The organism is Pseudomonas sp. PS02302 (assembly GCF_029959585.1).
GTDB classification, from domain to species: Bacteria; Pseudomonadota; Gammaproteobacteria; order Pseudomonadales; family Pseudomonadaceae; genus Chryseomonas; species Chryseomonas aestiva.
The window spans coordinates 101650-117060 of the sequence record NZ_JASCON010000003.1 but is presented as its reverse complement, the minus strand read 5'-3'; the positions used below and the strand labels follow the sequence as shown (position 1 = coordinate 117060).

Below are 15411 nucleotides of genomic sequence, written 5' to 3'. Positions count from 1 at the left end.
TTCCGATGAGTGAGTGGACGTACGAAATGCCCTGGCGGCCGAATTTCGAGGCCATCGAAATTGCCGGCTGGGTGTTGGGGATGGCGGGCACCTGTGCCGTGCACCTCACCACCAATCTGCCTGCTCAACCCTTCTACCTGTCCCTCGGCATCATGGGCGGCTTTGCGCTTCGGCGTGTCCCTGCTGCCCTGCACCTCCACCGGATTCGCCAGGGGTTGCGAGCGCAGCAGGCGACGCTGATGGGGCAGGACGAGCTCATCGAGCAGATGCTCAAGCATCGCGACAAGATGTACATCGGTGTCGGCTTCAAATGGACTCAACGCGAAGGTCAGCAGGTATTCGAGCTGCTCAAGCGAGACATCACGAAGCTCATGCCGCCTGTACCGGAAGGATTTATGGGCTCGCCGTGGATCCATGGCATCTCCCTTCAGCGCGATGTGCCGATTGGCTACAAGGATTCCCTTGCCTCCCTGCATACGCTGATCGTCGGCACTACCGGTAGCGGAAAGACCCGCCTCTTCGACCTGCTGATCAGCCAGGCCATTTTGCGTGGCGAGTCGGTGATCATCCTTGATCCGAAGGGCGACAAGGAGATGTCGGAGAACGCGCGCCGTGCCTGCGAGCTCGCCGGGGATGTCAGTCGCTACAAGCACTTCCACCCGGCGTTCCCAGATACCTGCGTGCGTATCTCACCGACGCAGAACTTTGGTCGTGCAACCGAACTGGCATCGCGCATCGCTGCGCTGACTGATGGTGAGGGTCCGTTCCAGGCATTCGCGCAGATGGCCGTGAACAACGTCATCCAGGCGATGCTGTTCTGCGACATCTTCCCAACCCTGGTCCAGATTCGCCGGGCGCTCGAGGGTGGCCTTGCATCCCTGGTCATCCAGGCGGTCACGGCTTACGGCAAGTCAGTCCATCCGGCTTTCGACGCGTTCGCCGCCGCGGCTGCCAACCAGTCGAAAACCGACGAGGCCAAAGCAAAGGCGCTGATCACGGTCTACCGCAGAGAAATCGTGCCGCTTAAGCCGAATTCCGATCTGGAGGGCATCCTGTCCATGTTCGAGCATGACCGGGATCACTTCGGAAAGATGATCGCGACGCTGCTGCCGGTGCTCAACATGCTCACGGCAGGCCACATGGGGCCGATCCTTTCGCCGCTGAAGGATGATAGCGGCGATACCCGCGAGATCACTGACTCCAAGACAATCATCGAGAACAACCAGGTGCTGTATCTGGGCCTCGACTCCCTGTCCGACTCGATGGTCGGGTCCGCGCTCGGTTCGATCTTCCTGGCTGACTTGGCCGCCGTCGCCGGACAGCGCTACAACCTCAAAAGCGGCGAAGAGCTCAAGGCCGCTCCGGTCAATATCTTCTGCGACGAGGCGGCGGAGATCGTCAACGACCAGTTGGTACAGCTGCTGAACAAGGGCCGCGGTGCCGGCATGCGTATCTACGTCGCCACGCAGACCATCGCTGACTTCGAAGCGCGAATGGGGTCACCGGCGAAGGCGCGCCAGGTCCTCGGCAATACCAACCATGTGATCGCGCTGCGAATTACCGACCAGGACACCCAGAAGTACATCGCCGAGAAAATTCCGCCTACCTACTACAAGTACGTCATGCGTACCCAGGGCAACTCCACCAAGGACGACCCGCACATGCACTCTCTGAACGTCGGAGAGCGCCTGATGGACGAGGAGGGCGAGCTGTTTCCAGCGCAGCTCTTCGGCCAGCTGCCAGATCTCGAATTTCTCGCGATCCTCGCCGGCGGCCAGATCCAGAAAGGGCGCATTCCGGTGCTCACCAAACCCAAGAACTTTGAAAAGGCAGTGGCGCGTGCTCGCCTGCTTACGAAAGAGGCCGCTTGATCATGCGTACCCGCTTTGAATCCTTATCTCGACTGCTCGGTAGCGACACCAGAACCAAAGGCCTGCTCAATCTCTTGGAGGCCGACTGGCCAACAGCACTCCAGGTGGTGCCGGCTGCGTTCAAAGTCGTCGAATCAGAGAGCTGCGCGCCTTGCTGTCGAGACCTGCTTACTGAGGCGCTTCGATCCTACAAGTCTGCTTTAGGTCGGCCGGACCAGGAGCGCCTGGTTGCCTTCATGGATCCGTTCCTCGATGGACTGGCCGAAATGCTGGAAAGGGAACCTGCGCCGACCGCAGCGGTGGTCGACATGCAGAACAGCCTGCTCATTGAAGTCGAGAAGGAGAGTGGCGCCTCGGTCAGGGCCCGGCTTGAAGCAATGCTTCTTCCGGCAGACACGTCCATAGGGCTGGTGTGGCGCAGCATCCAAGGAGCCGAGCATGGCTGACATCGAAGAGCGGATGCCGGCCGGGTTCTGGCTCTCCCTCGCGTTCGTATGCATCGAGATCCTGCTCATCGTGTGCGTCGTTCCCAATGCATTCATCGACGCTGCGATCCTGAAAGAGCAGGACTGGGGTGAGGCGTTGATGGGCAAAGCCGCCAGCGACCAGCTGATCGAAGATACCGGACGGCTGTACAGCACGATCCATCTGGAGTCCGGACTGAATGCGACGGTGCGTGATTTCTTCCTGGGGGGCAAACAAACGCCAGGCTGGGAAAAGCTCGAGAGTCAGTGGGGAACGTTCATCGCCGGCCGCGGCGACGCTGTCCTCAAGGTCTGCTACCACATCTACTATCGAAGCCTGCTGCTGATGATGTGGCTGCCCTACATGCTTGTGATTCTGCTGCCGGCGATCCTCGGCGGGTACATGGCCTGGAACATCAAGCGCTACACCTTCGCCCATTCCTCGCCGTTTTTGAACACCTACAGCTCGAGGATCATCTCGTGGGTGGTCATGGCGCTAGGCCTGTCGTTTATCGCACCGCTGCCGATTCCGCCAATGATCGTTCCGCTCGTGGTCATCCTGCTCATTCCGATCGCTGCAAGCTTGTTGATAGGCAACCTGCCCAAACGGCTTTGACGCCGACAAACGCCCGGCACCCGCCGGGCGTTTCTATTTTCGTACTGCCGCTCTATCGCTCAACCACCAGGGGTTCGATCCCGTAGACGGCGTGGATTGCCCACACACAAACCTCGTGCCTGAGCACCATGGCTATACCAGCTGAGGTGCCCTATGAGCTCAAGACTTCCCATCATCCTTTCCTGCGTAGCGATCACGTTAGCTATCGCTGCCGCCGTCTTCTGCGGCCGGGCGATTCGTGATCAGCAACACCTGGTCAACCAGCTCAACGACCAGGTCGCGAAGATCCAGCCGTATGCATTCTCGCGTACCGAACTCGATTCGCTCCTTTCTCGCCGCCGAGAAGAGTCTGCCCCGGCGCCCACGCCTGTGCCCACGGCACCGGCGGTACCGAGCAAGAGCCAAAGCGTTCCGATCACCGGCGACCGTCGCTATGGCGACGCCACCGCTCAATTCAGCCTGATTGAGTACTCGGACTTCGAGTGCCCTTACTGCAAGCAATATTTCGCAGTACCCAAGGCTGTTGTCGACAGTTCGCGGGGCAACGCGGCCGTGGTGTTCAAGCATGTCCCGATCCATGGCGAGGCGTCGCGCAGGGAGGCGTTCGCCGCAGAGTGCGCGGCGGCCCAGGGTGGCAACGATGCGTTCTACCGCATGGCCGGCGCCATCTTCAGTTCGACCGCAGGTAACGGTACCGGGACCGAAAAGCCGCTCGCAGTAATCGCCTCCAGCATCGGCCTGGACGGCGCGGCCCTTTCGCGCTGCATCGACAACCAGGAGCCGCTGCAGAAGGTGAAGGCGGACTTCCGTGAGGCGGTAGAGCTGGGCATCAAGGAAACACCGACCACCATCGTTCGCCATAACCCGAGCAATAGACAAGTAGTTCTTTCTGGCGCCAAGGGGCCCGAAGACATTCTTCGCGCCATGGCGAAACTCGTTCAAGGCAATGGAGCCGCACAATAATGCAGCCAATCGATATCCCCCAATACGTTGATGATCCGCCGCACCTGTTGTTTTGGCAGGCAGATGAAGTTGCTCCCATTGGGATCGGTCTCGTATTCGGTATGTTCACTGGATATGCCGCGGTCTGCACGATAGCGGGCTTCTTGCTGACTCGTTGGTACCGAAAGTACCGCGATGATCACCCCGATGGCTTTATGGTGCACATGATCTATTGGTTCACGGGATATTCCGGTGCAAAGGCGCGCACTATCCCTAATCCATTCATCCGCGAATTCAACTGAGGTCGCCATGCTGTACGGCAAATTCAAAAACACCTATCGCGGGACCATGTCGGAGAACGCCTTTCTTCGCAAGATTATCGTCGCTCTGATCCTGGTGGAGGTACTGACCGTCATCGGTTGGCTGCGCAAAAGTACCGTCGTTGACATGCAGCCGCCGACGCTTGCTGAGCGTGCCTGGGTCGATCAAGACCGCGCATCGGATAGCTACGTCAGCGCTTGGGCACTCTACATTGCCGATCGACTTGGCAACGTTAATCCAAAGTCTGCCGAGATCATTAAGGCGACGCTCGAGCCATTACTTGCCAACGATATTTATCAGGACGTGCTTAACAAGATTGATAGCCAGGTTCGCCAGATTCGCCAAGATCGGGTGACGCTGGAGTTTGAGCCGCGCCAAGTCCTGCAAGATAAGCAGGATGCGACCAAGTACTTCATCGTGGGCAAGTCCAAGATGACCGGCCCGAGCGGCCAGCCTAAGCAACTCGATATGACTTATGAGATTGAGTTGAAGATCAAAAATTATAAGCCGGTCATTGCCTACCTCTCTGTGTATGAAGGTGCGCCGCGTACCGAAGAAGTTAGAAACCGCGAGGCTAAGGCCGCAGACACTCGCAAGCGTTTGGAGCAGCAGCGCAATGAAAACTAATATCCAAACCCTCACGCTGATCGGCGTCGCGCTGTTTTCTTCAGCATCGATCGCCAACGCTCGTGAGCTCAACATCCCGCAAACCCCTGTGGCCGAGTCGCGCACTCAGGAAATCCCCGCGGTGCCCGGCCGTGATGTCGACCCTGCCGACTACGGCCTGCAGGAAGCTGACGAGCAGGTGGCGCGCCAGGCTCTGGCTGAGCAGCAGCAGAAGACGCTACCGAGCGCCGCGGCCGCGCAGCCTGCTGTTGCGCCCGCTGCACCCGCATCCACTCCAACGGTGGCCTCCAGTACCGAGCAGAAGCAGGACCAGGTCAAGGCAGCGCCCGCGAAGGCGTCTACCGACCTGGTTCATGTCGCCGGTGGCGGCCGTGATCTTCCCGCGGTCCCGGCCTCGGTCGCCAAAACCTCTGGCGCGCCCGAGGCCGCCGCGCCGCCGGTGAGCTCGCGCCAGGATGTGGTGGTGCAGCCAGGCGTCAACACGATCATCCCTGCGGCGCTGTATCACCTGAACCGCATCGTCACGCCGTTCGAAAATCCGATTGTCCAGACCACTTCTCAGGCAACCATTAAGCAAAAGGGCAACGTGATCTACGTGTCGACCGGTAGCGAGAGCCCGGTGACGATGTACATCACCCCCAAGGACGACGAATCGGTGGCCATCAGCTTGACGCTCGCGCCTCGCAGGGTGCCGCCCATCGAGGCCAATCTGATCATCGGCCAGGTGCCTGGGAGCACCAGTGCGTCCAGCGCCGGTGGCTTCGGTTACGGATCGCGCTACAGCGGGCAGGCCAAGAAGTGGGAGGAGGGCCAGCCCTACATGGAGACCATCAAAGGCATCATGCGCGCCCTAGCCCTGGGCGGTATCCCTAAGGGCTATTCGATGGCCAAGCTGCAGAGCGGCGAGAAGCTTCCCGCCTGCTATCAGCAGGGCCTGAACTTCGACTTCAGCCGGGCCCAGGTGATCATGGGCCACAACTTCCGCGTCCTGGTGGGCGTCGCCCAGAACAACGGCCGCGCGCCGATCATGTTTGATGAGACCAGCTGCACCCATCCCTCGCTGGCGGCTGCCGCCGCCTGGCCGCGCAACATGCTCGAGGCCGGTGAAAAGACCGAGGTTTACATCGTCACCCGTGTGGGCGAGGCGCCGGCGGAAGATTCGTCCCGCCCGAGCCTGCTGAACTGAGGAAGGCACCATGATCAAGCAAACATGGGCCAACCTGAGCCCGCAGAAAAAGAAGTGGACCGTCATCGGTGTGGCGATTGGAGGCGTGCTGTTGTTCGTCTGGGGCCTGAGCAGCCTGGGTGGCGAGGGACCGCGCAAGACCAACGCCAAGCCGACGATCACCAACGTACTGACTGACGCGGATCCGCGTGGTGTCGGGTTGGATTCGCTCAACGCCGAGCAGCGGGCGCAGAGCAAGGAGCTCAACGACCTCAAGCTGACGTTGAAGAACCTCATGAATGGGACCCAGGCCCAGCAAGCGACCGCTGCGGGCCTCAAAGAGATTCAGGGGCAAATAGGGGACCTGACGGCAAAGCTTGAGGCAACGCAGGCTGCTCAGCAGAAGGCCGAGCAGGACAACCGCGACCTCAGCAAGCAGCTGCAGGAAGCGCAGTCCAAGGCACCGACGCCTGACAAGGCCGCCGAGCTGGAGCGCAAGGCTGCGCAGCAGCAGACGCAGGCGCAGGAGCGCCAGCGGTATGACCGTACGCTGATGGACCCGAACCGCAACCAGGGCAATTTCTTCGCCAACGCTCCGGCGCCGGAAAAGGAGCCTGAGAAGCCGGGCGCAGCGCCCAAGAAGGAAGAGCCGCCGAAGATCATGTCCTACGGGGATGAGGCACCTGCTGAAGATCCCGATGCCGACGCCAAGGAAGAGGACGTCTACCTGCCGGCCGGCGCCATCCTTTCCGGCGCGATCATCACTGGTATCGACGCGCCCACCGGTAACGGAGCACGGAAAGATCCTTTCCCTGTCCTGCTGCGGGTGAAGAAGGAGGCCGTACTGCCGAACCGCTTCCGCGCAGACGTCCGCGAGTGCTTCCTCATTGCCAGCGCATTCGGCGACCTTTCTTCGGAGCGCGCCTACATGCGGGCCGAGACGATCTCCTGCGTACGTGACGACGGCGGGATCATCGAAAGCGGTATGGACGCCTATGCCTCTGGCGAGGACGGCAAGGCCGGGGTGCGTGGGCGCCTGGTCTCCAAGCAGGGCGCCATCTTGGCTCGCTCGCTGATGGCCGGCTTCATGCAGGGCGTCTCGGACGCATTCAGCGTGCGCCAGGTGCCGAGCATCAGCATCGCCAGCAGCGGCAGCGGTACGAATGGCCGGACGGTATCGCCCGTTTATGAGCAGGCGTTCAACTCCCAGGCCATGCAGGGCGCCATGATCGGCGGTACCGGCAAAGCCCTCGAGCGCATCGCGGACTTTTACCTGGAGATGGCCGAGAACCTCTACCCGGTCATCGAAGTGGACGCTGCCCGGGAGATCGACTTCGTCGTCAAAAAGGGTGTGCAGCTCAAGCTGAAAACGCTGAGCAAGAACAAAACCTGAAGCCAGCGGGAGCGCCCAGCTCCCTTCTATTGAACGCCCTGGAAGGGGGTGAATTACCCCCTTCCAACATCCCTCGCTACGGATACTCAACCTCATGAAAACGAACCTGCGTAAGGCCCTGGGCCTTGCCGCTGCGGCGGCGCTCACCTCGATGATCAGCGGCTGCTCCATGTTGCAGATCGGCTCGTCCGACTACGGCTGTAAGGGCATGCCCGACGGCGTGACCTGTATGTCGGCGCGTGACGTGTACCAACTGACCGAAAACGAGAACTTCCGGCAGATCGTCGACGAGAAGAATGCGCAGAAGGCCGAGGCCGAAAAGCACGGCGGCCACGCCCCGGCGCCGGCGGTGCAGCCGGAAGTAGCGGCCGGCGAGCGCTACGTCGTGCCTCGCCCGGCGCGTGATCCGGTGCCGATCCGCAGCCAGGCCACCGTCATGCGGGTCTGGGTCGCGCCCTGGGAGTCGCAAGCCGGCGACCTGAACGTACCTGGCTTCATTTACACCGAGATCGAACCGCGCCGTTGGGAAGTCGGTACGCCCTCCCTGCGGCCGACGCCTTCGCTGCGTCCGCTTGAATCCCACAAAAAGGCGATCCCCGCCTCGTAACCCCCCCAGCCCTCGTAAGGAGACACAACATGCGCCTGAGCAATCCGGCTAAACCCTTGAGCAACCCGGCCCACCGCGCGCGTCGTCAACGCGACCTGGTGAAGTTCGGCGTCGCCCTGCTGCTCGTCGTGGGCGCATCCAGCGCCATGGCAGGCACCGGCGGTACCGACTTCGACGCCGTCTGGACCACGATCAGTGACTGGATGCAGGGCACCCTCGGCCGCGTGGTCGCCGGCGCCATGGTGCTGGTGGGCATCGTTGGCGGCGTCGTGCGTCAGTCGATCATGGCGTTCGCCACCGGTATCGGCGGCGGGGTCGGCCTGTACAACACCCCGAAGATCATCGAATCGATCATGTCGGCAACCCTGCCGGCCGCCAATGACATGGTGACCAGCGCAGCGCCGCTGCTGCAGATCAACTAGGGAGCCGCCCAGGGCTCACCCCTCTGATAGCCGGCGCATGCCGGCTTTCAGGTATCTGAAACTTGCTCGGGAACCGGCCTGTGAACTGGAAGATTTCGAAGGGACTCGTCGCGCTGCTGTTCGCAGGCCTCGCGCACTACACCAACCAGGTCCAAGCTGCTGAATGCACCGAGTCCAATGCGGTGCTGACGCCTGATTCCCGGGCGGTTTTTGCCGGTGCGCAGATCAAGCTCACCTACAGCGCCACGCGCAACAGCTGCACCTCGGCTGGAAGCTACAGCGTCCCGATCCTGATCGGCGCCGGCACGGGCCAGGAAGCAGGCAAGTGCGGCGGCGTCCGTACCAAGGAGGCCGCCAGCTGCAGTGGTACCGTTACGGCTCCAGCCGGCTTCACCGGCCCGTTGGTGCTTACCGTTGGCGATACGCTCACCGAGGTGATCGTTCAGGCCGCGATCGCGCAGCCGACTGCTCGCGACATCGAAATCTCGGTGGCCGAAGACCAGCCCGCGATCGTGCCGCTCACGTTGGGCGGGGAGGGCGTCACTGCAGAGCAGTTCGAAGTGCTCGATACGCCCGATAGCGCCATTGGCCAGGTCAAGGTTGAGGGCAGCACCCTGACCTTCACCCAGGTGCCCGGGTGGAGCGGCATCGTTGCCTTGCAGTACCGCGGCCGTGATCAGCACGGCACCTACTCCAATACGGCCACCATCCGCATCATCACCACGGGGCGAAACGATCCGCCGGTGGTTATCGCGCAGCCCGTCATCATGACGGAAGACGCGCAAATGACGTTTGAGCCAACGGTGCAGGATCCCGACGCGGTGGACATCTACCGCCTGGTGATCGAAGCACAAGGCAAGGGCGTTGCTGGCGAGGTGCTCGCTGACGGGCACCGCATCAAGCTGACCCCCAAGCCAGACTTCTACGGCCAGGACGTCTTGCGCATCAGCGCTGTGGACGCCGCAGGCGCCAAGAGCGCCATGGTCGAGATCCCAATCACGGTCCAGGGCGTCAACGATGCCCCCGTCGCCCAGCCCATCAGCATCGTGACGGACGAGGACACACCGGGGCGCGCCAAGATCGTCTTCACCGATCCGGATGGCGATGGTCCCTACCAATTTGTCGTGAGCGGCCAGCCGGGCGCGTCGATCGGTGGCTGCGGCCTGGACGGCGACTCCGTGGTCTTCACGCCTGCGCCTGACTGGGACGGCAAGACCACGTGTCAGGTGGCCGTCATCGACGCTGGCAGTGCGGCCTCAGCGCCCGTACCAGTGAGCATCACCGTCACGCCGGTAGCAGACAAGCCAGTGGTCGAGAGCAAGACGGTCACCCTCAACCAGGGCGCTACCAGCAGCTTCACCCTCCAGGTTTCCGACGTAGACGCCAACGACACGGCGACGCTGCGCGCAGTATCTGCGGCAGATCCCGCCTTCGGCAGCGTCAGCTTCACGGGAACGACGGCGAAGGTCTCGCTCAACACCACCTTCGTCGGTACCCGCGAGATTCGCTACGTGGCCAAGGACTCCTTTGGCCTGGACTCGGATGAGGGCGTGATCCTGGTGCGGGTATTACCCGTTGCCCAGGCGCCTGTGGTCGATGCCGCATCTGCCAAGACGGCCATGGAGACGCCGGTCACTGTCGAGTTGACCGCTACCGACCCGAACCACGACGCGCCGCTGACCTTTGCAATTCAGCAGCCTGTCGCTGCGGCAGCAGGAACCGTCAGCCTTGCCGGCAACCTGCTGACGTTCAAGCCAGCGACCGGCTACTTGGGCACCGCCAGCGCCAAGGTCACGGCGGCGGATCCAGGTGGCCTGGTGTCCGCTGCACAGACCATCGCCTTCGAGGTCGTCGGTGACCAGGTCATCGGGACCGATCCAGACAATCCGGACAGCCACACCGTGGTGATCGTCCAGCAACCGGATCCGAGCGTCGGGAAAATCACCACTGAAGGCCTGCGCGTTCGCTTCGTGCCGGTCGACGGCTATGTCGGTACCGCCACCTTCAAGTACAAGCTGCGCGATGCCGCCGGCGCCGAATCGGCTATCAAGGACGGCGCGATCCAGGTCGACAAGACCAACTACGCCCCCAGCGCGGCGAACGCAGCGCTGGTTGCCAACGAGGGCCAGGCCTCCGCGCCCGTCACACCCGAGGTGGTCGATAAAAACCTCTACGACGCGGGCAAACACACCTTCGCGGTGCCCATTCAGGAGATGCGTGGTACCGCTGAGGTGGTGAACAACCAGCTCGTCTACCATGCCCCCTTTGGCTCGAAGGGCACCACCAGCTTCAAATTCATCGCCCGAGATCCTGCCGGTGCCGAGGTCGTGGGGACCGCAACGGTTACCGTCCGCGGTCGTAACGTCGGCCCTACGCGAGTTGGCCTGAGCCTGGTAACAGAAGAGGGCGTCGAGGTATCCGGTACCCCCACGGTGGTCGATCCCAATCCAGGCGATACCTTCACCTTCGCCGTACCGGCCACTTCCGCGGGCGGGACGGTGAAGGTCCTGAATGGCCAGGTCGTCTACATGCCCAAGCCCGGTTGGACCGGGACCGAGAGCTTCCCCATCACCGCGACGGATGCCGGCGGGGAGTCTGGCAAAGGCACCGTGACGGTCGTCGTCAAGCCGCGCAACCTGGCGCCTGAGAGCCTGTCGGGGAGCATCGTGGTGCGTGAGGGTACGGCGAGCGCGCCTTACTACCCGCGCATCGTCGACCGCAACGTGGCTGATGCCGGCCGGCATACGCTCCGGCTCGTGCAGCAGGCCGCCAACGGCGGCTTGGCCATCGTCGAGAACCGGCTCGTCTACACGCCGGCGGCCAGCTTCGTGGGTACGGATTCTGCCGTCATCGAGGCGACCGATCCTGGCGGCCTAACTGTGCAGGGCACCATTGCGCTGCAGGTCGATCGCTTCAATCTGGCGCCGGTCGCAGCAACCCTGCGCATCAGGACGGTCGAGAACGCCGCCTCCGCCGCGACCCTGCCAAAGGTCACCGATGGCAATGCCTGGGATTCCTTCACCTATGAGGTGGTGGAACAGCCTAAGTCGGGAACCGTGGTGGCCACGGCCGCCGGCTACGTGTATACGCCCAACCCGCATTTCGTCGGTAACGACCTGTTCCGGTTCCGGGTGGTGGATAAGGGCGGCGAGTACGTCGAAGCGATGGCTACCGTGGCCGTTGCTCAGCTCAACACCGCGCCGACCGGCCTCACCCCCTCCGTCGTCTATTTCTACGAGGGCGTCGGTGGAAGCCAGCGACTTGTCGCGATCGACGACAACACCTGGGGCTCTCACACCTTCTCCGTGGCCACTCAGCCGGAGCACGGCTACGTGTGGTTCACCGGCGATGAACTCCATTTCAGCACCGACGGCCGCACCGCAACCACTGTCTCTGTCACGGTGACCGATCAGGACGGCGCTGCGGCGACCTTCCCTGTGCGGCTGGCGCCGAGATCCCTCGACGACCCCTTCGACAAGCTGCCGGTCAAGGAGCTGTCCCCAAGCGCATTCAGCACGCCGGCGATCACCAAGGAGTTCACTCACCTGGATGGGCGCCCTGGGCTTGTGATCACAGATCAGCAAGCGCTCTCTGAGCTGGGTACCGACATCATTGCCATGGTCGAGCGCAAGTCGGAGGTTGGCCTGCGCGTCGGCCGCCGGCCGCTGGAGCGCGGCCAGGGTGCGCGCCTGGCAATGGACCGGGTCATGAATGGCTCGCTTGGTGCGGCCGTCGCTGCGCTGCAAAGTGGCGCCGCCGGCCATGGCCGCATCCTGTTGGCGCGTGCCGATTTGACCGGTACCGTCTATGCCGTCCCGTTCGAGGTATGGAAGCTCACGGGGGAGCTCAAGGCGACCCCGTCGACGATCGGCCTGGGACTGGAGTCGGCCCGGATCCAGTTCTCCGCCTCCAACTCGGTGTGCACCAACACCGTCAGGGAAGTCTCGGCGCGCGACAGCAACCCCTACGACAAACCGGTGTGTCTGCTGCAGTTCACCAAGCCGATGCCCGAAGCCAAGGATCTGTCCAGCGACGGTCTGCTGATGCAGCAGGGTTTCGCCGCGGAGGCGGGTACCTATTCCGTCGAAGCAGCTGCCTACATCGTCGACGACAAGGGCGAGAAGAGCCTGCTGGCGACCTATCCCACCCAGGTGAACGTCGTGCCCATGGCGGGCGCCGTGAAGATGACGTCGAAGTACCCGATGGATACCGTCTATGCCCAGGTCCAGGACCTGGACATCGAGTTCGTCCAGAGCGCAGGACCGACGTGCGACCTGACGGTAATCGAGCGCCGGGCAATCACGTCCGCGGCCTCCTATACGACCCGGCCGACTTGCCTGGTCGAATGGACCGAAATCCCGCCAGGCCTTGCCATACGGGAGAACTGGGAAAAGCCAGTGCTGCGCGGCGCGGCGACGATGCTCGGAAGCAACCGGATCGCCTGGAAGCTTTCGTCGTTCACGCCCAGCGGCAAAAAGATCGATCTTGGTACCGACCAGTTCGTCTTCACCGCGAAGCAGCCGACGGCCCCCGTGGTGACGTACAAGGGGGCGCAGCAGCTCGGCGATACTCTCCTGGCGGCGCCTATCAGTGGTGGATACGCCGGCGATGCGACCGTGACCGCGGTTAGCGCGCGGCTGAAGCTTACGCACAACCTGAACCAGGGCGACTCGATCACCGAGGACATCAACCCGGTCAATGGTGACGTCAGCACCCAGTTGCGCAGGATCTACGCCGCGCCGTTTTCGACGCTGTGGCAGCGCCGGCCGCTCGCGGTGGATGTGGCCTATACCGCTCTGCCCAACATCGCTACCCACTCCGATCTCACGGTGCTGTCCGTTCCGGACGCGAACATCATGCCAGTGATCGACAACGAGAACGGCAAGATCCTCTCGACCGATGCGTTGGAAGTTGGCGTGACGATGGGCGATGCCTACGACAGCCAGGTCCCGTACGACAGCGCGACCATGGGCGAGTGGGAGATTCGCCTGGTGCAGCGGCCGGATTGGAACACCGTTGAGGAGATCGCCGGTTGGGTCCGCGCCGACGGGGCTGGCCACGCGGCCTTCGAGGTCCCGGTGGAGAAGCTCGCCGGCAAGAACCTGCGCGTGTATGCCGAAGCACGGGTGGTGTCGCCGGAGCCCGCCTACCAGGAGACCCGCACCTCGCCGCGTCCCTTGAGCATCGTCATCCTCAACGGTGCGGCGCTCGACGGTAGCGTCCGGGCGCTACGCCTCACCGGCGAGGCGCCCATGCGCGTCACGCTCTTCGCTGAGGTGAACAACCGGTCTTGGGCGCGGGACCTGGGCAACGTGCGCTGGGAGATGTCCACCAACGGTGGCGAGTGGCAGACCGTGAGCAATCCGAGCAATGCCCCGCAACGGCTGGCGACGACCCTGCAGAAGGGCAGCTACATGATCAGGGCCGAGCTCACCAACAAGAACAGCGGCGCCAAATCGATGACCCAGGCCATCGAGATCAACGCCTTCAACATCCCCAAGGGATACCTCGCCGGCCCGGGCAACACCTTCGTCGACGCTCAGGCCACCTTCCAGCTCAAGCAGTCGGAAAAGGGCGACGTCATGGATCTGTCCAACATCGAGGCGCAGTGGAGCCTGGATAAGGGGATGACCTGGTTTGCCGGCAATGACAGCTACTCGGTCACCCGTAGCGCCGAGGAGCGCGTTTATGTCTTCTCGCGCGTCCGGTACAAGGACGCGCCTGCAGACGATCCGCTGGCGTGGAAGCTGTTGCGCGGCGGCGTTGCGTTCCGGAAGGTGAAGCCGCCACGCGTGCAGCTGGTCGGTAGCCGCCGGCCGGAAGTGGGCAAGGAGTCGACCTGGGTTGCCCGGCTCGTCATGCCGTACACCAACATGGATCTGAAGGCCTCCGGCGAGTTCATCATGCCGGATGGAACATCGATCGTTCCCGGTACCACGGCGGCGTTCACACCGACCGAAGAGGACGTGACTGACAAGCCGACCTACATCACCTACCGAGCCTGGATCGAGGGCTATCGGGACAAAGGCGGTGAGGGGCTGACGCAGCAGCGACTGACCTACTGGGAGTACGAGTGGCCGAAATGGGAGTTGCAGCCTAGCCTGAGCGCCGCCTATGTCCCGGCCACGCTCACCCTGCGGATGAGGAACCTCGGCCAGTTCAAGGCGCTGGAGAACGTCAAATACGACTGGGAGCTGCCTAAGGTTGACGGCTACACCGTGGCCAACGACACGAACGAGACGCTGCGCATCCTGGAGATGAGCAAGGCCGCAGCCTATCCGTTCAAGGTGCACGTCTCTGATGGCCGCGGCAACTACTCGACGGTCGAGCGTACCGTGACCTTGCTGGATCCACCGCCGTGGACGGTGTCGCTCCGGTGGACGGGCGATAACAACGCGACCCGGGCTCCCCTGAAGGTCCTGGTCATGCCCTCGATCTCGGGCGGCCATCCCAAGGACAAGGTGCTGTCCATGCGCTACACCCTGGGCGGCAAGCAGCTCGACACCAATGGCTCCCGGTATGCGCGAGCAACGTTGGAGAGTGAGGGCGAGTACCAGATCGCTCTGCAGATTGAGACCCAGATGCAGAAGACCGCGGAGAGCGAAGTCGTCATCGATGTGAAGGAAAACCAACCGCCCAAATGCGAGCTCGACGTGAAGGAAAGCTCGTCGTCCTGGCGCGCCAACGCGAACTGCAAGGACCCTGATGGCCGAATCTCTCGGCACCACTGGTTCGTCAACGACGAGAAGCAGGGCCTGAGCGGGTCGGTGATCACCATCTCGAAGCGCACCTACCCGCAGGCGCCGCACATCGTGCTGACCGCTACTGACGACGCCGGTGCGGATTCCGAGCCGGTGGAGTGGTAAGGCTGAGGTACTCATCCGAAGCAGCGAGCTGAGAAGATTCACGCCCACGTAGGGCGTGAATTGGGCACTTGGCCACAGTGCTCATCGATAGCCTGAAAGCATCTGAAATGGAGGTGC

At 62.7% G+C, this 15411-nt stretch carries 11 protein-coding genes; all 11 read left to right on the top strand.

Going from position 1 to position 15411, the window contains the following annotated elements; genetic code table 11:
* Positions 1-5 precede the first annotated feature (5 nt).
* The 11 genes from traD (at position 6) to QMX82_RS02210 (ending at position 15294) form a co-directional block, all read left to right on the top strand.
* Positions 6-1871: a conjugative transfer system coupling protein TraD gene (gene traD / locus QMX82_RS02260; protein WP_064306962.1), complete on the top strand. Its 1866-nt coding sequence runs from the start codon at positions 6-8 to the stop codon at positions 1869-1871.
* Complete coding sequence (locus QMX82_RS02255; protein WP_143008589.1) at positions 1868-2317, top strand: hypothetical protein; 450 nt, start codon at positions 1868-1870, stop codon at positions 2315-2317. The genes traD and QMX82_RS02255 overlap by 4 nt, the downstream gene beginning before the upstream one ends.
* Complete coding sequence (locus tag QMX82_RS02250) at positions 2310-2951, top strand: DUF4400 domain-containing protein (protein WP_064306964.1); 642 nt, start codon at positions 2310-2312, stop codon at positions 2949-2951. The genes QMX82_RS02255 and QMX82_RS02250 overlap by 8 nt, the downstream gene beginning before the upstream one ends.
* Before the next feature lie 153 nt (positions 2952-3104).
* A complete protein-coding gene (locus QMX82_RS02245) occupies positions 3105-3914 on the top strand; it encodes a DsbA family protein (RefSeq protein ID WP_064306965.1) in 810 nt (269 codons plus the stop codon).
* Positions 3914-4195 (top strand): type IV conjugative transfer system protein TraL, encoded by a 282-nt coding sequence (gene traL / locus QMX82_RS02240; RefSeq protein ID WP_064306966.1) that lies wholly within the window; start codon positions 3914-3916, stop codon positions 4193-4195. The genes QMX82_RS02245 and traL overlap by 1 nt, the downstream gene beginning before the upstream one ends.
* 7 nt (positions 4196-4202) lie before the next feature.
* On the top strand, positions 4203-4841 hold the full coding sequence (locus QMX82_RS02235) for a TraE/TraK family type IV conjugative transfer system protein (RefSeq protein WP_064306967.1): 639 nt from the start codon (positions 4203-4205) through the stop codon (positions 4839-4841).
* Complete coding sequence (locus tag QMX82_RS02230) at positions 4831-6027, top strand: TraK domain-containing protein (protein WP_064306968.1); 1197 nt, start codon at positions 4831-4833, stop codon at positions 6025-6027. Before QMX82_RS02235 ends, QMX82_RS02230 begins: the two co-directional genes overlap by 11 nt.
* A 10-nt stretch (positions 6028-6037) precedes the next feature.
* Entirely contained in the window at positions 6038-7399 is a 1362-nt protein-coding gene (locus QMX82_RS02225) for a TrbI/VirB10 family protein (RefSeq protein WP_064306969.1), read from the top strand.
* A 94-nt stretch (positions 7400-7493) separates the two neighbouring features.
* Positions 7494-8006, top strand: a complete 513-nt coding sequence (gene traV, locus QMX82_RS02220; protein ID WP_064306970.1) for a type IV conjugative transfer system lipoprotein TraV — start codon at positions 7494-7496, stop codon at positions 8004-8006.
* Between the two features lie 29 nt (positions 8007-8035).
* Complete coding sequence (traA, locus tag QMX82_RS02215; RefSeq protein ID WP_064306971.1) at positions 8036-8428, top strand: TraA family conjugative transfer protein; 393 nt, start codon at positions 8036-8038, stop codon at positions 8426-8428.
* Positions 8429-8508: 80 nt separating this feature from the next.
* The gene (locus tag QMX82_RS02210) at positions 8509-15294 is read left to right on the top strand and encodes an Ig-like domain-containing protein (RefSeq protein WP_156522270.1); all 6786 of its coding nucleotides are present in this window, start codon (positions 8509-8511) and stop codon (positions 15292-15294) included.
* The last annotated feature ends 117 nt before the right edge of the window (positions 15295-15411 follow it).

Coding starts and splice junctions, on each gene's coding strand:
- traD (WP_064306962.1), top strand. CDS start 6: ATGAGTGAGTGGACGTACGAAATGCCCTGGCGGCCGAATTTCGAGGCC.
- QMX82_RS02250 (WP_064306964.1), top strand. CDS start 2,310: ATGGCTGACATCGAAGAGCGGATGCCGGCCGGGTTCTGGCTCTCCCTC.
- QMX82_RS02245 (WP_064306965.1), top strand. CDS start 3,105: ATGAGCTCAAGACTTCCCATCATCCTTTCCTGCGTAGCGATCACGTTA.
- traL (WP_064306966.1), top strand. CDS start 3,914: ATGCAGCCAATCGATATCCCCCAATACGTTGATGATCCGCCGCACCTG.
- QMX82_RS02235 (WP_064306967.1), top strand. CDS start 4,203: ATGCTGTACGGCAAATTCAAAAACACCTATCGCGGGACCATGTCGGAG.
- QMX82_RS02230 (WP_064306968.1), top strand. CDS start 4,831: ATGAAAACTAATATCCAAACCCTCACGCTGATCGGCGTCGCGCTGTTT.
- QMX82_RS02225 (WP_064306969.1), top strand. CDS start 6,038: ATGATCAAGCAAACATGGGCCAACCTGAGCCCGCAGAAAAAGAAGTGG.
- traV (WP_064306970.1), top strand. CDS start 7,494: ATGAAAACGAACCTGCGTAAGGCCCTGGGCCTTGCCGCTGCGGCGGCG.
- traA (WP_064306971.1), top strand. CDS start 8,036: ATGCGCCTGAGCAATCCGGCTAAACCCTTGAGCAACCCGGCCCACCGC.